The sequence below is a fragment of the Exiguobacterium sp. s78 genome (assembly GCF_018618985.1).
GTDB classification, from domain to species: Bacteria; Bacillota; Bacilli; order Exiguobacteriales; family Exiguobacteriaceae; genus Exiguobacterium_A; species Exiguobacterium_A abrahamii.
On the sequence record NZ_JACSNB010000002.1, the window covers coordinates 314,939 to 334,187 of the forward strand.

A 19,249-nucleotide genomic window follows, 5' to 3' on the forward strand; every position below is an offset into this window, starting at 1 on the left:
ATGATTCCTCCTTTTAATGAATGGATTGACGGCATGATTGCAACGTCAACGTGTAATTGAATAAAAACTCGAAGGCTTCGAGGTGTTTCTTTGCTTCAAAGGCGGTCGGTGCCCAGACCGTGATCCCGTGATTGCGGATCAGGACGGCACCACTGTCCGCTGTGACATGCGGTGCAAAAGCAGCGGCAAGCGTCGGAATGTCCGCATGATTCGGAATGATCGGTACCGTGACCGTCGCATCCTCTTCCCAGTGTCCGAGTGCCTTGATGATTTCTTGACCGGAAAAGGTGATGCTGCCTTGATCGCCATAGAGTTCCGAAATCACATTGTTCGCAATCGTATGGACATGCAGAGAACAACCGGCGTCCGTTCGATTGAACACTTCGACATGGAGCAATGTCTCAGCGGAAGGACGCCCGGATTGCTCACCAATCAATTGACCGGTCGCATCGACATGAACGAAGTCGTCAGGAGTCGTCTGCCGTTTATCTTTTCCGCTTGCCGTCACAAGGAATTCAACCGGGACACCGGACGTCCGAATGGCGAGATTGCCACTCGTACCAGGGAACCAATCGCGCGCCGCAAGCTCTTGTTTGATGGCGCGTAGCTCTTCATACCGTCGCATGAATGTCATGTTGTCACCTCCGCTCGTGTTAAATCATGAACGATGTCGTGGAACGTCTCAAACGGTGTATAGGCGATATCGTTCTCTTCACACAACGTGATCAGATAATCACGGGCATAGACACGATCCGCTTGTTTCGCGAGTTCGAAGTCCGTCACCGAGTCACCAATGACGATGATGACGTCATTGTCTTTGCGCAATGCCCGGGCAACGGACGTTTTACAACAGCCGCACCCGTTCGTGCAATGGGCATCGCAGGCGTTTGGCCAATCGATATGGACGAATGGACCACTGAAATCGGCGACGTTACAGTAAATCTGTTCTTGTTCAAGGAATGGCGCTAAGATCGGTTCGACGAAAAAGTCCATTCCACCGCTGACGATCGAAAAATCGATTCCTTGACGACGACTGTACTGAAGTAACTCCGAAAATCCGTCGCGAATGACTGCACGCTCCAACAAAAAGTCAAGATAGGCTGTTTTTCCGTCAGACGGCAGAAGTGCGAACATTTGCCCGACACCACTCTGAATCGATAGCGTCCGGTCGAGTACGCCGCGTTTCAACGGTTCGAAGTCACTAGCTGGCGCAAATGCCTGCATGAGTGCGATGATGTTATCTTGCGTCGTCACCGTACCGTCGAAGTCACAAAGAATCCGTACGGTCATGACTTGATCCCCCAAGCGTCAAGGGCGATCCGTAATTCTTCATGACGCGATGCTGCCGCCGATAGGGATTCATTTGCGAGTGCCGCATCGAGCGCCTGGCGGAAAGCAATGACACCAGCCGCAGCACCTTGCGGATGACCATGTACGCCGCCGCCGGCGTTGATGACGGAATCGATACCGAAGTCCCGTACGAGTTGAGCGACGAGTCCAGGATGAATACCGGCTGAAGGAACCGGGAAGATCGATTTCGTCTGACCGAGACGGGTCGCTTCGACCGCGATGCCACGGGCGACATCCTTTGGCAAAGCGACATTGCCGTAAGGAGACGGGAATAGCGTCAAGTCTGCTCCAGCAGCACGCGGTAATGTGCCGAGTAAGACAGGAGCTGCGACTCCGTGATTCGGGCTAGCGATCAACGCACCGCTATATGCTGGATGATTGAAGATCGGAACGTTGATTTCCGGATCACTCGCCAGTTCGCGTAAGACGTCGAGTCCGTATGTGAAGGTATTCAGCAAGAATGCGGTCGCTCCAGCATCAATCAATCGCTTGGCTTGATCCTTGAGCGTAAAGACGGGACCGCTGAGTGTGATCGCATATAACGCACGTTTACCGGTCCGGTGGAAGTGAGCATCGATGACCTCACGTCCGATTCGTGCCCGGTCAATCGTCGGTGTCAACGGATTGTCGTATAGGATCTCATCGTCTTTGACGAGGTCAATCCCACCAGCGAGTTGTCCTTCGAGTTGATCACGAAGGAACGATAAATCCCGTCCGATGACTCCTTTGAAGATGCTCATTAATAATGGGCGATCTTCGACACCAATCAAGGAGCGGACCCCTTCGATCCCGAATTTCGCACCTGGAAAGTCCGACGTAAATGTATCGGGTAATAGCAATTCTGTTAGTTTGATTTCACCGTCGAGTGAGAGTTTCCCGAAGACGGTCGTCAGAATCGCAGAAAAGTCGCGCGACACGTTATGTTCTGGATAACGAATCGTGATATATCCTTTGCCATCGCGCTCTTCGGTATGTACGACTTCCCCTTTGAACGAGGCGAGTTGTTGTTGTTCGAGATGATTCAGTTCCGTCCAAGAACCGACTGTCAGACCAAGCGCGAGTTGTTCAGCGCGTTGCTCGAGTCGATCACGGGCAGTCAATTGATAAGTAGCAGTGATATAAGCCATGTCTTTCCTCCTTCAACAAAAAAATGGTCTCTCGTCAGCGACAAGAGACCATGAATGATTCGAACGTGGACTCTTATCTGTCAGCTTAGTAGCTGCAAGAATTAGCACCGTGCCAAAAGGTCGGTTGCTGCGACATCGTAGGGCTTGTCCCTCCGTCTGCTCTTGATAAGAATTGGATGAAATTGTGAAATCTAATTGCAATTTTTACATGAGAATCGCCACTTGTCAAACTATTTTTAGAAAATTTATTTTTTTGAAAATACTCTTTCTATAGATGACTTAAAAATGATGTCCGTTTCTGCTTGATTTCGATTTGACAGCGAGGAAGTCGATTGCGTAAGATTCAAATCAATATCACACACGACAACTACATACGACTCTTATCGCGAGTTGGCAGAGGGAATTGGCCCGATGACGCCGCAGCAACCGACCACTAGGCACGGTGCTACATCCAACAGACGTTTCGTCTGAGAGATAAGAGGACGCAGTGACTTTTCTGCGCCTCTTTTCGATGACGAAAAGAGGCGCTTTTTCGTGTATCACATAGGGGGAAACTGAGATGACATATAAAGCATTCACAGAACAGGACGCGATTGATCGTGTTCGGACATTAGGACTGATCGGCGATGGAGCCGTCGAAGCAGAAGAGATTGGCGACGGGAACCTCAACCTCGTCTTTCGGATTCGAGAAGGCGAACATCGCTTGATTTTAAAACAAGCATTACCATATGCGAAGGTCGTCGGGGAGAGCTGGCCGTTATCGCTCGAACGAGCGTGGATCGAGCAATCCGCACTCCGTGAATTCGCACGGCATGCCGTACCGTTCGTGCCACGTGTTTTTCATGCTAGTCATGAAGAGGCGTATACGGTCATGGAAGATCTTTCACATCTGACGATCGTTCGAAGCGGTTTACTCGCAGGTGAACAGTATCCGTTGCTTGCGGAACATATCGGTTCTTATCTCGCTCGGACGTTATTCCATACATCGGACTTTGCGCTTGGTCCGGTTGAAAAGAAACGTGTCGCCCGAACGTACTACAATCCAGACTTGTGCGACATCACGGAAAAGTTAATCTTCACGGATCCGTTCCATGACGCGGAGACGAACGAGATTGAATCCGGACTGGAAGAAGAGGTGGCACATCTATGGGCAGACGATGAGTTAAAACGCGAAGTCGCAAAACTCGAAGCGCTCTTCATCACAAAAGGGGACGCCTTGTTACACGGCGATCTACATACAGGAAGCATCTTCGCCTCGGCGACGGAAACGAAGGTCATCGACCCTGAATTCGCCTTTTATGGTCCATTCGGATTCGATGTCGGACAGTTCATCGCCCACTTATTCTTTGCAGCATACCCCGATTATTCAGCACTTCGTGATGCCCGGATTCGCGACATCGACACGTTCTGGCTGACGTTCGCTTCAACGTTCCGTGCATTATGGGAACGGGAAGCCGTCGAACCGTTCCAGGCATCAGGACTCGTCGATGATGTACTGAGCACGATCTTGCAGGATGCCCTTGGCTTTGCCGGTTGCGAATTGATTCGGCGGACGATTGGTCTTGCACCGGTCGCTGATTTAGAATCAATCGATTCAACGACGGAACGCTTAGAGCGGAAACGTCACGCTCTTCGTCTAGGAGCGGCGTTAATCAAACGCCGTACAGAATGCCGGACATTCGATGATTTACGAAACTTTGACGTAACGGAGGAACTCAGCCGATGACTACATTCGTCCAAAGTATTCGTTACGAAGACCGTGTCTTGACGATTCTCGATCAGACACGTCTACCGCAAGAAGAGCACTATGAAGTCATTGCTGATCTCGCGCAAGCGGTTGAGGCGATTAAACAACTACGTGTCCGGGGCGCGCCTGCGATCAGTTTATTCGGTGGATTCGTGCTCGTTCAAGAAGCATACCGGTTTGAAGCGGCGCTACCGGTCTACAAGCAAGCCTTGCTTGAGACATCGGCGACGTTACTCGCGACACGACCGACGGCCGTCAATTTGCGAAATGTACTCAATCAGTTGAATCCAATCATTCAAGACGGGACGTCGGTAGAAGAGATTCGCGAACGGTTGGAAAAACGGACGGTCGCCTTATACGACCAGGATGCGCAGACGTCACGTCAAATCGGGATTCATGCACTGGAATTGTTCCAGTCAGGCGACCGGATCCTAACGATTTGTAATGCTGGATCGATTGCGACCGCTGCTTATGGAACGGCACTTGCGCCGTTCTACATCGCAAAAGAACGCGGCATCGAATTATCCGTTTTTGCGAGTGAGACGCGACCGTTACTGCAGGGAGCACGATTGACGACATGGGAGCTGCAACGTGCCGGCATTGATGTCACGTTAATTACGGACAACATGGTCGCCCATACGCTGAAAGAAAAACAGATCGATGCGATCATCGTCGGTGCCGACCGCATTACACGAAACGGAGATACGGCAAATAAAATCGGGACGTTCCAATTGGCATTGCTCGCGCAAGCTTTTGGTATTCCGTTTTACGTCGCAGCACCGCTCTCGACGTTCGACTTCTCGCTCGTTTCCGGAGACGCGATCGAAATCGAAGAACGTGATCCGCAAGAAGTGACGACTGTCCAAGGTGTCGCGACAGCACCGGAAGGCGTCGCTGTCTTCAACCCGGTGTTTGATGTCACACCACACACATTGATCACGGGCATCATCACCGAACTTGGTGTCATCACGCAACCGAATGAAGAAACGATTGAACAATTAACAGGGCTCCAACCCCTCGGATAAGGAGATATGTCATGAAAAAACTAGCTTACGCCGTCCTAGCACCGGCACTGTTACTAGCGGCTTGTGCGAATGGAGAAGCCACGACGACGAAGGTCGTCAAGGATGTACCAAAAGGGGTTCAATCGGACGTCAAGATCGCCGTCATCCGCAACCTAGCATCGGACGACCATACGAAACAATTCCTTGATGGCGCACGAAGTGAAGGCGAAGCGCTTGGCTTTAAAGTCAGCACGTTCATTTCGGAAGGTAACGACGTCAAGTTCAAGGAGCTTGTCGCGCAAGCGATTCAGCAAGATTATGATGGGCTCATCATCTCGCATGGTAAGGAAGACTACGCCTATGACATGATTAAACCAGCGGTCGACAAAGGGCTGAAGGTCGTGACGTTCGATACGGTCACGAAGAAAAAAGGAACGGCGTTAAAAGGTGTGACGGAAACGTTCCAAAACGATCATCAACTCGCGAAGCTATCGCTTGATGAAGTGACGAAGGTGACGGACAAAAAGCCAGTCCGTGTCATCAAACTTTGGTTCGGACCAGGTTTTGCCCCGCTCGATCGTCGTCAGGAAATCTATAAGACGTACGAAGCAGACGGTAAGATCAAAACGCTTGAGACAGTTGGACCGACAAATTTCCAAGATATCCAAGGGGATATCGCAACGAAGATGAATGCGATTCTCGCGAAATATCCGAAAGGAAGCATTGATGCGGTTTGGGGAGCGTGGGACGAAGTCGCAAAAGGGGCTTACAAATCGCTCAAGGATAATAAACGTCAAGAAATCCCGCTAATCTCGATCGATGTCTCGAATCAGGATATCAACCTGATGCGTGAAAAAGGCAGTAACTGGGTCTCGACGAGTGCGGTGGATCCATTCTTGATTGGACAAACGGACATGCGATTACTGGCTAAGAAAATCGCTGGCGAGAAGACACCGGATAGCTTTGATCTCGACGCGAAACTCGTGGAGCAGAAGGCGTTGAAGCAGGATACGACGATGTACAATCTCGATACGATCATCAAAGGATGGAGTACATCGGACAAATTCAATGAACCGTGGATGGACCGGTTGCGTGACGTCCATAAAAAACAATGACGTCTACCGATCATCACTTGAAGATGACTGGGATTTCACTGGCGTTTCCAGGAGTGCAAGCCTTAAAACAAGTCTCGTTTGAAGTGAAGTCCGGTGAAATCCACGCGCTTGTCGGTGCGAATGGTGCCGGTAAGTCGACGTTGATGAAAGTCTTATCCGGAGCGGAAACGGCGGACGAAGGAACGATCCGTCTCGACGGGAAGGAGTTGTCCATCACGTCACCACGTGATGCGAAACAGATTGGAATCGACCTCGTCCAACAAGAGGTCGATGTGGCGCTTGTCCCGTATTTGACGGTCGCTGAGAATATCTGTCTCGATCTGTTGACGGACGGAACGATGACTGGCTTCGTATCCCAACGCCGTTACATACAGCGTGCCAAGGAAGCGTTAGCGACATTACAGGCGGATATTTCCGTCAAGACACGTGTCGAGGAGTTGCGGCTTGCTGAAAAGCAACTCGTACTGATTGCTCGCGCCCTCGTCCAAGAACGCCGTTTTTTGATTTTAGATGAACCAACGGCACCTCTCAGTCAGGCGGAAACAAGCCATCTCTTTTCAGTCGTGCGTCGTTTAGCCGAACGAGGGCTTGGGATCATCTTCATCTCGCATCGTTTACAGGAACTATATGAGATTTGCGACTCCATCTCGGTCATGCGCGACGGTCAACTCATCTCGCGACATCTTTTGGCAGACATCACGAAGGAAGCTGTCGTTGAGCAAATGCTCGGGCGTCAGCTTACGTCTGTTGCGAAAACGTCACGGGTAAATGCAACGAACGTATTGACGGTCGAGAGTGCTACGAATGCGGACGTCCACGATATCTCCTTGACGGTTCAAGCAGGTGAAGTCGTTGGTATCGCGGGTCTTGTCGGTGCCGGTAAAACGGAATTATGCAAAGCATTGTTCGGTGATCGTCCGTTTCAGGAAGGGGAGGTTCGGATAGGTGGAAAAGCCCATCGCCTTCGCAATCCACAAGCTGCGATTCAAGCGGGGATCGGTCTCGTTCCAGAAGAACGACGAAAAGAAGGGATCCTCGTTGCCGATTCTGTCGCAGAAAATCTAACAGCAGCGGCAGCTCATGATTTCGTCAACCGCTGGGGGCTGATGGATCGTCGCAAAGAAGCAAATCAGGCATCGCAATGGGTCAAGGAGCTGGGCATTAAAGTGGCAGACGTGAAACAGGAAGTAGGTCAACTATCCGGTGGGAATCAACAAAAAGTCGCCATCGGAAAATGGTTACTGACCGATGTTTCTGTACTTGTCTTGGACGAACCGACAAAAGGTGTCGACGTCGGAGCCAAACAAGATATCTATCGTCTGATTGACGGACTCGCGCAACAACAAAAAGGGATCCTTTACGCGACGAGTGAATGGGATGAACTTTTGACCGTCACGGACCGAATCTACGTCATGTTCGATGGACGGATCGTCCATGAAACGAAGACGGCGGACACATCAGAAGAAACCTTGTTGTGGTATGCGACAGGAGGAGGGCAACGATGAATGAGGTAGTATCAAAACAAACGAACCGAGGGAAGGGTTTACGTCCTGTCCTCGGATTCTTGAACGACTGGGGGATCGTCCTCGCGATCCTTGCCCTCGTCCTGTTTTTTGCGACGACGGCTCCAACATTCCTACAAGGGACGAATTTGATTAATATTTTACGAAGTATCTCCATCGTGACGATTATCGCGATCGGCTTGACCGTTTCTTTGACGGTCAATGGATTTGATTTATCGGTCGGGTCAACCGCGACGCTTGCGAGTTCTTTCGTCGTCTCGTTCTTCGTCTGGTACAGTCTACCGCTCGGTGTCTCGATTGGTTTAGCACTTCTCTTATCTCTTAGCGTTGCTCTGGTGAACATCTTACTCATCGTCTGGTTTAAGATTCCGGATTTGTTTGCGACGCTTGCGACGATGTTCATCGTCGAAGGTGTCGCGATGACGTATACCGGTGGTGGTTCAATCAGTGCCGGAATGCCGCGCTTGGACGGTACACCAACAGTCGGCACGATTCCGGAGGCATTCGCGAAAATCAGCCAGGCACCTTGGATCATCGTCATCATGCTCGTCGTCGTCGCTGTGACACACGTCTTCTTAAGCCATACGCGACACGGTCGTTTTCTCTATATCATCGGCGGGAATCCGGAAGCCGCACGACTGACAGGAATTCGTGTCAACCGCTACCGGGCACTCGCGTATCTGATTGCTGGGTTACTTGCGGCGGTCGGTGGGATTTTGCTTGCGTCACAAGTCGGATCGTCACAAATCAATGCCGGTTCCGGTTATCTGATGCCAGCGGTCGCAGCCGCATTCATCGGCTCGTCGTTCGCAGGACAAGGGAAGCCGAATGCGCTTGGCACACTCGTTGGGGCTTGTCTCGTCGGGATTCTTGAAAATGGTCTCGTCATGCTGTCTGTTCCATACTATTCGTTGAATATCATCAAAGGGCTGGTCCTTGCGGTCGCACTCGCGACGACCTATGCGCGGTATCGAAAAAATAATTAAAATTCGACGTTTCGTTTATAACATATTCGGTAATATTCAATATATGAAAGGATGGTGATGCACATGAATGATTACCAATGTAGAGGGAACAATCGCATGTCGCTTCTGAAAGAAGAGGATCACCGGACTTGACGAACGTTGTCCATTGACACGGATGTATTCGTGTTTTACGTGCAACTGCACGGTTCAAGAACGGATCACGGCATGTGTTCGTTCCTGAAACAAATAAGGGGGAAACGCTACGGCGTTCCCCCTTTTTCATGTGCTAGAAACTGCTCGTATTTCTTTAAAAGCGTAGCGGAATATGAGATGATATAAAAAGTCAGAAAATTCAACTACTACGAGAGCAAGGGGCCTGACAATGCGAACATACACTAAGGAGATTCAAGCGATTATCGACAACGTAGAGAAAGTCATCATCGGTAAGGAAGATGTCATCACACAATCATTGGCAGCACTACTAGCGGGCGGTCACGTCCTATTAGAAGACGTACCGGGAGTCGGGAAGACGATGCTCGTCCGTGCGTTCAGCCGATCGATCGGGTTGACCTTCAAACGTGTTCAGTTCACGCCAGACCTACTTCCGTCAGATTTGACGGGTGTATCGATGTATAACCAGAAAACAAGCCAATTCGAATATAGACCGGGTCCTCTAATGGGGAACATCGTCTTAGCCGATGAGATCAACCGAACATCACCGAAAACTCAATCTGCCTTACTCGAGGGAATGGCGGAAGCGAACGTCACCGTCGATGGTGAGATTCATACGCTTCCGAATCCCTTTTTCGTCATGGCGACACAAAACCCGATTGAACACGAAGGAACGTATCCGTTACCAGAAGCACAACTCGACCGTTTTCTCGTCAAAGTCAAAATGGGTTATCCTGATTTCCACCAGGAAATGAAGCTACTGACACGTTTCGAACGGGATGAACCAATTGAAACGCTCGAAGCGGTGATTGGTCGCGAGCAATTGCTCCAGATGAAAGAAGAAGTCAAGAACGTCCATGTCTCACAGCCTGTCAAAAAATATATCGTCCATCTCGTCCAAGCGACCCGGACGAACGGTTCACTTTATCTCGGCGCGAGTCCCCGTTCTTCGATCGCTTTGATGAAAGTCGCGCAAGCATGGGCATACATGGAAGGACGCAGTTTCGTCTTACCGGATGATGTCAAACATCTCTTGATTCCGGTCCTGTCACACCGCTTGATTTTGACAGCGGACGCGCGTTATCACGGTCAATCGTCGGAACGGATTTTAGAACAAATCAAAAAAGAGGTTGCTGTACCCATCCAACAAGACGTGGAGTCCCTATGACGAAGTGGCAAATTGGTTGGCGTTACGCTGTACTCCTTTTGACGACGGTTGCCTTATGGACATATGCGCGCGTCGATGGCGGAAATGTCGCTTCCTTGCTGTTTTATGTCATGGCTGGTTTGACCGTCTACTGGACACTCTTCCTCGTTTGGCCTGTCACGCAGGCACTGGCGACACGCGAAGTCTCAAATAAGATGCTCGTTGCCGGAACGGATATCCCGGTTTCCTTGCGGGTTCGCCGACGTTTCCCGTTCCTTGTCGGAGCCGTCGAGGTGACGGAGGCGATTCCAAACGAACTCAGCGAAGAAAAACTCGATATCAGTCGTCCGCTCCGTGCCCACTACCGAAAGACAGAGCACATCGACTACACGATTCCATCGATTCGTCGAGGAGTGTACCAGATTCCTGGCTGTATCGTTGAAATTACAGATCCGTTCGGTCTGTTCAAACGGAAGCGGATGTTTCCGGTCGAGACGTATCTTGCGATCGAACCGGCACGCCTTGCCGTTCAACTTCCGCATGAGGAGGATCGCGGCGATGGAGGAATCTCCCCTGTGTCGCTTGATCTTCGTCAGTCGTCCTTTACTGTCGTCGGGGTCCGGGAATACGTCAGTGGTGACCGGATGAATCAGATCGACTGGAAAGCGACGGCAAAACGCCAAGGCTTAATGACGAAGACGTTCGAGCGAGAGCAGGAACGGGAGACGACGATCGTCTTTGATGAGGGGACGGAAGCGGGTGAAGCCTTCGAACGCGTCATCTCGATGCTGGCAGAAGCGACGGATCAGTTGAACAAACGACGGCTGAGCTACCGCATTCACCTCGTCGGACATGCTGTTCAATCGTTGTCGTTACCGCTTGAAGGAGCGAAACTGACGCATTACCTGATGACGGCGCAGCCGAGTCGGACACGGACGTTCATCGAGTCATGGGAGTACTCGTCAAAAGCACTTCGATTGAGTGGCAACGTCCTTTTCATCACACCGGATCTTGAATCGAACAATGAACTATGGATTTCGAAGATTAATCAAGAAGCCACCGTTCATGTCTATACACCAGAACGGAGGGGAGTGCGATGATGCGACGCTTGATTTGGAACACCATCGCGGCAGCCGTCCTGACTTGTTTCATGCCACCACTTCTCGAACTGACGACGTTTGAACATCTTTGGTCCTTCTTACCGATGCTGTTTTTGCCGTTGCTGTTGTCGCATCTATCGCGGCGTTACTTTTTACTCGGAAGTCTCGGTGGATTACTGCTGTCGTTCTATCTGATTTTGACGCCGGGAGCAGCACCATGGGGCATCTTTACGGAAATCAGTTCAGATATTCAGAGCGTCATCAATGGTGAATTACCAGGACGACCCGCTTTCGCGCTCTCGATCGGATTGATTAGTTTTTTGATCGCGTATCTCGCGCGTCGGACGTTCCCGAATCGTGGGTTCGTCTTCGGGCTTGCCTTCGGAGTCATCGGGTTCATCGCCTATTGTGATACATGGACGGATTACTCGGGAGAGACATTTATTCTCTATCCGATCATCTTATCCTTGCTATTGCTCTATGCGACGGAAGTCAACGAACGACCACGCGCTTCTTACGTTCGTCCGCTGAGTGCCTTATTCATCATGGGTGCCGTCATCGTCGCTGCTGTCCAAAGTCCTGTCATCAATGCGACATGGCAAGACAGTTGGTACGATTTGACGTCCGGGCTTGAAGGTGAAGGAGAGCCGACGAATGCGATTCAAAAGGTTGGTTACGGTAACAATGACGAGCAACTCGGAGGACCGTTCCAGATGGACGATCGGGAAGTCTTCCAGGTCGAAAGTGAAGGGAACCGATACTGGCGAGTCGAGACGAAAGACATTTATACCGGCAAAGGCTGGGTGCTGTCGGAATCGAACCCGGAAATCGATGGACGGGGTTTCTTCTCGCACTTCGGGCGAGAAGTCAAGACACGTGAGGAAACAGCGACGTTTGAGATGGCACGTGAATTACCGTTCGTGCCATATAACGGAGATAACGTCCGGGTCTCGGTCGATCAACAACGACAAAATGTACTGGTTGATCCAGAGAATCAAAAAATATCGTATCTAGACGAGGCGGATCGTCAACGCAATTATCAAATTGACTACTCGTATCCGCTCTTTACGGAAGAACAACTCCAGACAGATGAACCCGTCAATTTATCGGAGAATGAAACAGAGCGGTATCTCCAACTGCCGGATGGTTTACCACAGCGTGTCCGTGATTTAGCGGAACAAATCGTTGAGGGTGAGGAGACACCGTGGGACAAAGCACGGGCGATTGAAAATTATTTCGAAGAAGAGAACTTTGAATACAATACGGAGGAAGTTGCCGTACCAGGAGAAAATCAAGATTACGTCGATCAATTCCTATTCGAGACGAAGCTCGGATACTGTGATAACTTCTCGACGTCGGCTGCTGTTTTGCTACGGGCAGCCGGGTTACCCGCACGCTGGGTGAAAGGGTTCACGGGAGGCGAATCCGACGTCATCGGAGCTGCCGTGACGAGTTATACAGTGCGGAATAAAAATGCGCACTCGTGGGTCGAAGTGTATATCGAAGGACCAGGCTGGGTACCGCTTGAGCCGACAGTCAGTTTCGATGGAGCAGGACAATACACGATCGATCGGGAAACGGATAATGAGACGGAACAAGCAAATCCGCAACGTGAGACAGAAGATAATACGGAGACAACGACGCCAAATCGTCCGCAAGAAAATCTTCTTGATGAAGAACAGACGACTAGCGCTGGACAGACGGAGCAGAAGTCAATTCCATTTTGGCCGATTTTCCTGACGGCACTTGCTCTCTTATTCCTGTACTTGTTCCGAAAACCAATCATTCGAACACTCGCGATTCTCTTCTTCCGGAGACAAATCGAGCGACCGGAAGGATTCCGCCGGATGTACCGGTACCTCTTACGACGTCTTGATAAAAAAGGATTCCATTATCAAGATGGTCGGACGCTTGCGGAACTCGCTCACGAAGTCGATGGGTACTACGAGACGTATGCGATGCGACCGTTGACGGATGCTTACGAACGGATGGTCTATGGTGGAGAATCACTATCGGCTGAGAAAAAACGTGAATATTTCGAAAATATCATTCGTCATGTAGAGGGTTGATATTTACGAAACGATACAGTTACAATGGGAACAACGTAAATCACACACATGCAATCTCCTTTGTATATACTCGCGAATATGGCGCGAGAGTCTCTACCGGGTCACCTTAAACGACCTGACTATGAAGGAGCAGACCCTTCGTATACATTTTTTTGTGAAGCGGCCTGCTCTTTTTCCATTTTATCCATGGGCGAAGAGTGGGCTTTTTTCATAGGGTGCGCATGAAATCAGAAAGGCGGGAACAGATTTGGAAGCACATTTGGACCAGGAAATGATTCTCGTCCTCGATTTTGGAGGACAGTACAATCAATTGATCACACGTCGTATTCGGGACCTTGGTGTCTACAGTGAATTGCATTCGCATAAAATCACTGCAGCAGAAGTAAAAGAAATCGCACCTGCTGGTATCATCTTCTCAGGTGGTCCACGTAGCGTCTACGCAGAGGATGCGTACCGGTGTGACCCAGAAATCTTCGACCTCGGTATTCCAATCTTCGGGATCTGTTACGGCATGCAGCTCATGTCACAACATTTCGGCGGAACAGTAGAACGTGCGGGACATCGTGAATATGGAAAAGCCACATTGACGTTACAAGACCCGTCACCGATGTATGCGAACCTACCGCTTGAACAAACGGTCTGGATGAGCCACAGCGACCTCGTCACATCTGTGCCAAACGGATTCGTCGTCGATGGAACGAACGTGTCATGTCCGATCGCTTCGATCAAGAACGAAGAATTGAAAATGTACGGTGTGCAGTATCACCCGGAAGTGAACCATACGGTCTTCGGAAAAGAATTGCTCAAGAACTTCCTCTTTGAAGTCTGTAAATGTGCAGGCGATTGGTCGATGGAGAACTTCATCGAAATCGAAGTAGCGAAGATTCAAGAACAAGTTGGCGACAAAAAAGTCCTCTGTGCACTTTCTGGTGGTGTCGACTCGTCTGTCGTCGCAGCCTTGATTCACAAAGCAATCGGTGATCAATTGACATGTATGTTCGTCGATCACGGTTTATTGCGTAAGGGTGAAGCGGAGAGCGTCATGAAGACATTCGCGGATCACTTCCACATGAACGTCATCAAGATTGATGCCCAGGACCGTTTCCTCGACAAACTCCGTGGTATCTCAGATCCGGAGCAGAAACGTAAAATCATCGGCAACGAGTTCGTCTACGTCTTCGACGAAGAAGCTTCGAAGTTGACGGACATGGACTTCCTTGCCCAAGGTACGCTCTACACGGATATTATCGAGAGCGGTACGGATACGGCACAAACAATTAAATCACACCACAACGTCGGTGGATTGCCGGAAGACATGCAGTTTGAATTGATCGAACCGATCAACACGTTGTTCAAGGATGAAGTTCGTGAACTTGGAAAAGAACTCGGTCTTTCTGATGAAATCGTGTGGCGTCAGCCGTTCCCAGGACCAGGTCTCGGAATTCGTGTCCTCGGTGAAATCACAGATGAGAAACTTGAAATCGTCCGCGAATCTGATTTCATTCTTCGTGATGAAATCAAAAAAGCAGGACTCGAGCGTGAAATCTGGCAATACTTCACAGTCCTTCCTCCAATCCGTTCGGTTGGTGTCATGGGCGATGAGCGGACATACGACTATGCGGTCGGAATCCGCGCTGTCACGTCAATTGACGGAATGACATCAGACTGGGCACGTATCCCATGGGACGTGCTCGAGAAAATCTCGGTTCGAATCGTCAACGAAGTCCAGAACGTTAACCGCGTCCTGTACGATGTGACATCGAAACCACCGTCAACGATTGAGTGGGAGTAATAAGTGATCAGCACCACGTTTCTGTAAAAGAACGTGGTGCTTTTTTGTTATCTCCTGCTACACTATGAGATGGAGCTTATTATTCTAAAGGATTAGGTAAGGACATTCGTTATGAACAAACGTGATGCATATTGGGATAATGCAAAATTCGGATTGATTACGCTCGTCGTATTCGGTCATTTGATTGAACCGATGATTTCAATAGATGTCGGTATGACGAACCTGTTTCATTTCATATATCTGTTTCATATGCCAGCTTTCATTTTCATCTCCGGTTACTTTACGAAAGGACACATGACGGCATCTCGTCTTCTTCGACTCACACTAGACTATCTTGTACTGTTTCTGCTTGTACAAACGGTATTCGTCGCGGCGGCAAAGTGGATGGGACTCACACAATATGCGTTTTGGACGCTGCAACCAGCTTATATCTATTGGTATCTGTTTGCCGTATTTATATGGACGTTAATGTTGTGGGGAATCGTCTGGATCAATCACTTTCTACAAGTGTCATTATGGTACTTTGTCGCGGGAAGCATCATAATCAGTGTTTGTCTTGGCTTTTTTGAAGCAATCGGTTGGACACTCAGTGCTTCGCGGATTATCGTATTTTTCCCGTTCTTTTTACTGGGCTATACATTCCGCCGATACAAGTTAACCTTTCCGACGTCGGGTGGCGCAAAGGTTTTTGGATTAGGGATGGGCGGAATCGCAATCGTCCTACTGTTACGTTACCCAGAGATTTTGAACTTTCAATTGTTGAGTGGTACAAGCGGTTATGCTCCTATGGGTCTCGGTTTAGAAGGAGCAGGTATTCGACTTTCTTTGTATGGTTTGCAACTGCTTTTAGTCTGCGCTTTTTTTGCTTGGATACCACGACGAGATGGAATTGGAACAACACTGGGTGCTCATACATTACCGATTTATGTCGGACACGGTTTTATTGTAAAAGCGTTGGTTGCGATATCGTTTTATAATAATGTCGGGATTTGGCATGGTATAGGGGTTGGTGTGATGACGATTCTAATTTTAGTTTTACTCGGAAAATTCCCAATGACACTACAACTATCGAAATGGATCATGATAAATTCCGAACAGAAGAACGCTTACAAAACCGAACGTTCGGATAAATTAAGTGGTTAAATTTCGTTTTTATGGTTGACCGATGAATTTGACCGTGCTACGATGTGTCTGTTCTTATTTTTCATACCACTAAAAAAACATAAATAATGCCGTATAATTCTGGGGATAGGGCCCGGAAGTCTCTACAGGAACACCGTAAAGGTTCCTACTACGGCGCACACGCAGCATCGTGCGCTTATTGAAACGGCTTTTACCGCTTAGGTAAGGGCCGTTTTTTGTTTTCAAGGAGACGGCTTATTTGGAAGGAAGGCAATCATGAGCACACAATTGAAACAGCCACACCAACCGAAAGCAAAAGAAAATGCGATTGCGCGTTTCTTTGATTTCAATGGGCTTGGTACGAACATGCGTACAGAGTTCATCGCCGGCATGACGACATTCTTCGCGATGGCGTATATCTTATTCGTTAACCCGAATACATTAGCCGAAGCAGGAATGGACGCAGGAGCAGTCTTCGGTGCCACAGCACTCGTTGCGATCATCGGTTCCGTTACGATGGGATTACTAGCGAACTATCCAATCGCGCTCGCACCAGGAATGGGACTAAATGCTTTCTTCGCCTACAGCGTCGTCATCGGAATGGGTATTCCATGGCAAACCGCACTTTCAGGCGTTCTCGTCTCAGGTCTCGTCTTCATGGTATTAACAGCTTCAGGTATTCGTGAGATGATCATCAATGCGATTCCAGAACCATTGAAAATGGCAGTTGCAGCAGGTATCGGATTGTTCATCGCGTTCATCGGATTAAAAACAGGTGGTCTCGTCGTTGCGAATGAAGCAACACTCGTCTCGCTTGGTGATTTAAGTAAAGGAACAACGCTTCTCGCGGTATTTGGTCTTGTCGTATCTGCGGTCCTAATGACGCGTGGTGTCAAAGGGGCGATCTTCTTCGGAATGATCCTAACGGCAGTCGCTGGAATGATCTTCGGTTTGATTCCGATTCCAACAAGTCTTGGTGAAGTCATTTCAGCACCACCAAGCATCGCACCTACATTTGGACAAGCATTCCTTCACTTCGATGAAATCTTCACGGTTCAAATGATGATCGTCATCTTAACTTTCTTCTTCGTTGATTTCTTTGATACAGCAGGTACACTGGTTGCGGTAGCAAACCAAGCCGGTCTGATCAAAGAAAATAAAGTACCACGCGCTGGTCGCGCATTGATCGCTGATTCAACAGCAACAGTAGCAGGTTCGATCCTTGGAACGTCGACGACGGTTTCTTACATCGAATCAAGTGCAGGGGTTGCAGCAGGTGGTCGTTCAGGAATGACGGCGATCGTCACAGCTTTATTCTTCGGTCTCGCTTTATTCTTCTCACCATTGCTCGCAATCATCACCGCACCGGTCACAGCACCCGCATTGATCATCGTTGGTGTGTTGATGGCAGCTTCACTGCTCCAGATCGATTGGAAAAAATTCGAGTACGCCGTTCCGGCTTTCTTGACCGTCATCATGATGCCGTTGACGTATTCAATCGCAACAGGGATTGCATTCGGTTTCCTTTTCTATCCGGTCACGATGATCGCGAAAGGACGAGCAAAAGAAGTGCATCCAATCATGTACGTGTTGTCACTCGGATTCCTCGGTTACTTTATCTGGTTGCATTAATCCAAACTGCGTCTTTCTTCTATATAGAAGAAAGACGTTTTTTTATTGGGAGAGGGTAAGGAAGAAGAGAGAGGGTGATTCAGATGTTACAACAGATTACTGGACCTGTATTTGAATACTTGGCTGAGAACAGACTGTTGATTCAACTAGCTAGAAAAGTCGGATTACCACTTGGTGGGACGTTATTCGTTGGAGGGCAGGGCGCTGAAGAGACACTCGACACGGTCAAACAATTCAATCAAGATGGACGAGCCGCCACAATAGATTGTTTAGGCGAGTTCGTCGAGACAGAACAGGACGCGGTAGATATCGCGGATGAATGCATCAAAGTCATCGGACAGATCAAAGCATATGATCTAGACGCGCAAGTATCTTTAAAGCTGACATCGATCGGATTAAGAATTGATCCGGATATCGCCTATCAACAGTTAAGTCGTATTGCAGAGGTTGCAGATCAACAAAACATGCGCGTAACAGTCAATATGGAAGAAGCGATGATGGTCGAGTCGATCGTCCGAGTCTTCGAACGCGTACATGAACACTATCCAAACGTCGGGATTGCGCTACAAGCAAACGTCTATCGAAGTCGTTTTGATTTAGAGTATCTTCACGCAACAATACGTGTCGTCAAAGGGGCATACGATGGAGACGATGAACTCTATATTCAACCGAAGAAGACAGTCGATGAGACATACCTTCAATTAGTAAAAGTCAATTTGTTAAATGGGAACTACACGCAAATCGCGACACATGATGAACAGATCATTCAGCAAATCATTGACTTTACTAAAATGAAACAGATTGATCCATCACGGTTTGAATTTCAAATGCTTCAAGGCATGCGACCGAAACGACAACAAAAGTTAGTTCGACAAGGTTATCGTGTCGTTATCTACGTTCCGCATGGTGTGGACTGGTATACGTATTTGATGAGACGGTTAGCAGAACGTCCAGCGAATATCGCGTTTACAGTAGGAGCCATGTTAAGAAGGTAAAGACTTTGCGAAGAGGATTTAAACTCTTTGCAAAGTTTTTTTAAAATAATGCTTGTGTTTGTCGAATTTTGTTGTTATATTAATAAATGTTCCAGCGAGACGCCTTTTATAAACGGTTCGTTGGGGCTGAAAAGTTTTTTAAAAAGCATGGTTGACATAATCAAAACAACCTGTTAATCTATTGAAGTCGCTAAGGCGGCAGACGAACTTTGAAAACTGAACGATGAGGCAAAAATCGTATTCTACGGAATACAAAAACGAATGAAGCGCAAGCTTCGTCAATCGTGACTTCGGTCACAAAAACGAGCAAGTCAAACACTTCATGGAGAGTTTGATCCTGGCTCAGGACGAACGCTGGCGGCGTGCCTAATACATGCAAGTCGAGCGCAG

At 48.9% G+C, this 19,249-nt stretch carries 15 protein-coding genes, 1 rRNA gene and 4 riboswitches; of the genes, 13 read left to right on the forward strand and 3 right to left on the reverse strand.

Annotation, left to right across the window (positions count from 1 at the left end; all coding sequences use genetic code 11):
* Nucleotides 1–13 precede the first annotated feature (13 nt).
* The 3 genes from KNQ18_RS13025 to KNQ18_RS13035 are packed head-to-tail and all read right to left on the reverse strand — an operon-like array spanning nt 14 to nt 2,477.
* Nucleotides 14–634, reverse strand: coding sequence for a methylthioribulose 1-phosphate dehydratase (locus KNQ18_RS13025; RefSeq protein WP_023467033.1), 621 nt, complete (start codon nt 632–634; stop codon nt 14–16).
* The gene (locus KNQ18_RS13030) at nt 631–1,290 is read right to left on the reverse strand and encodes a 2-hydroxy-3-keto-5-methylthiopentenyl-1-phosphate phosphatase (RefSeq protein WP_215085096.1); all 660 of its coding nucleotides are present in this window, start codon (nt 1,288–1,290) and stop codon (nt 631–633) included. The genes KNQ18_RS13025 and KNQ18_RS13030 overlap by 4 nt, the downstream gene beginning before the upstream one ends.
* Entirely contained in the window at nt 1,287–2,477 is a 1,191-nt protein-coding gene (locus KNQ18_RS13035; RefSeq protein WP_029340724.1) for a 2,3-diketo-5-methylthiopentyl-1-phosphate enolase, read from the reverse strand. The genes KNQ18_RS13030 and KNQ18_RS13035 overlap by 4 nt, the downstream gene beginning before the upstream one ends.
* A gap of 70 nt (nt 2,478–2,547) precedes the next feature.
* Nucleotides 2,548–2,649, reverse strand: a riboswitch (SAM riboswitch).
* Nucleotides 2,650–2,854: 205 nt separating this feature from the next.
* Nucleotides 2,855–2,958, forward strand: a riboswitch (SAM riboswitch).
* A gap of 78 nt (nt 2,959–3,036) precedes the next feature.
* Here KNQ18_RS13035 and mtnK point away from each other — a divergent pair.
* The 13 genes from mtnK to KNQ18_RS13100 all read left to right on the forward strand — a co-directional run.
* Nucleotides 3,037–4,203 carry an S-methyl-5-thioribose kinase gene (gene mtnK, locus KNQ18_RS13040; protein ID WP_215085098.1) on the forward strand — a complete coding sequence of 389 codons (1,167 nt, stop codon included), beginning with the start codon at nt 3,037–3,039 and terminating at the stop codon, nt 4,201–4,203.
* The gene (gene mtnA, locus KNQ18_RS13045) at nt 4,200–5,249 is read left to right on the forward strand and encodes an S-methyl-5-thioribose-1-phosphate isomerase (protein WP_215085100.1); all 1,050 of its coding nucleotides are present in this window, start codon (nt 4,200–4,202) and stop codon (nt 5,247–5,249) included. The genes mtnK and mtnA overlap by 4 nt, the downstream gene beginning before the upstream one ends.
* Before the next feature lie 11 nt (nt 5,250–5,260).
* Nucleotides 5,261–6,343, forward strand: a complete 1,083-nt coding sequence (locus KNQ18_RS13050) for a sugar ABC transporter substrate-binding protein (RefSeq protein WP_215085102.1) — start codon at nt 5,261–5,263, stop codon at nt 6,341–6,343.
* Entirely contained in the window at nt 6,340–7,848 is a 1,509-nt protein-coding gene (locus tag KNQ18_RS13055; RefSeq protein WP_215085104.1) for a sugar ABC transporter ATP-binding protein, read from the forward strand. The genes KNQ18_RS13050 and KNQ18_RS13055 overlap by 4 nt, the downstream gene beginning before the upstream one ends.
* Nucleotides 7,845–8,852, forward strand: coding sequence for an ABC transporter permease (locus KNQ18_RS13060; protein ID WP_215085106.1), 1,008 nt, complete (start codon nt 7,845–7,847; stop codon nt 8,850–8,852). Before KNQ18_RS13055 ends, KNQ18_RS13060 begins: the two co-directional genes overlap by 4 nt.
* A gap of 361 nt (nt 8,853–9,213) precedes the next feature.
* The gene (locus tag KNQ18_RS13065; RefSeq protein WP_023467045.1) at nt 9,214–10,170 is read left to right on the forward strand and encodes an AAA family ATPase; all 957 of its coding nucleotides are present in this window, start codon (nt 9,214–9,216) and stop codon (nt 10,168–10,170) included.
* Nucleotides 10,167–11,249, forward strand: coding sequence for a DUF58 domain-containing protein (locus KNQ18_RS13070; protein ID WP_023467046.1), 1,083 nt, complete (start codon nt 10,167–10,169; stop codon nt 11,247–11,249). Before KNQ18_RS13065 ends, KNQ18_RS13070 begins: the two co-directional genes overlap by 4 nt.
* Nucleotides 11,246–13,318 (forward strand): transglutaminase TgpA family protein, encoded by a 2,073-nt coding sequence (locus KNQ18_RS13075; RefSeq protein WP_215085108.1) that lies wholly within the window; start codon nt 11,246–11,248, stop codon nt 13,316–13,318. The genes KNQ18_RS13070 and KNQ18_RS13075 overlap by 4 nt, the downstream gene beginning before the upstream one ends.
* 40 nt (nt 13,319–13,358) lie before the next feature.
* Nucleotides 13,359–13,460: riboswitch (purine riboswitch) on the forward strand.
* A 129-nt stretch (nt 13,461–13,589) separates the two neighbouring features.
* Nucleotides 13,590–15,110, forward strand: coding sequence for a glutamine-hydrolyzing GMP synthase (guaA, locus tag KNQ18_RS13080; protein WP_051353615.1), 1,521 nt, complete (start codon nt 13,590–13,592; stop codon nt 15,108–15,110).
* A gap of 111 nt (nt 15,111–15,221) precedes the next feature.
* Entirely contained in the window at nt 15,222–16,253 is a 1,032-nt protein-coding gene (locus tag KNQ18_RS13085) for an acyltransferase family protein (RefSeq protein WP_215085109.1), read from the forward strand.
* Between the two features lie 69 nt (nt 16,254–16,322).
* Nucleotides 16,323–16,424: riboswitch (purine riboswitch) on the forward strand.
* A gap of 135 nt (nt 16,425–16,559) precedes the next feature.
* On the forward strand, nt 16,560–17,864 hold the full coding sequence (locus KNQ18_RS13090) for an NCS2 family permease (RefSeq protein WP_035398981.1): 1,305 nt from the start codon (nt 16,560–16,562) through the stop codon (nt 17,862–17,864).
* Between the two features lie 83 nt (nt 17,865–17,947).
* Nucleotides 17,948–18,859: a proline dehydrogenase family protein gene (locus tag KNQ18_RS13095; RefSeq protein ID WP_214725049.1), complete on the forward strand. Its 912-nt coding sequence runs from the start codon at nt 17,948–17,950 to the stop codon at nt 18,857–18,859.
* Between the two features lie 319 nt (nt 18,860–19,178).
* Nucleotides 19,179–19,249: ribosomal RNA gene (locus tag KNQ18_RS13100) — 16S ribosomal RNA — on the forward strand; the annotation flags it as partial.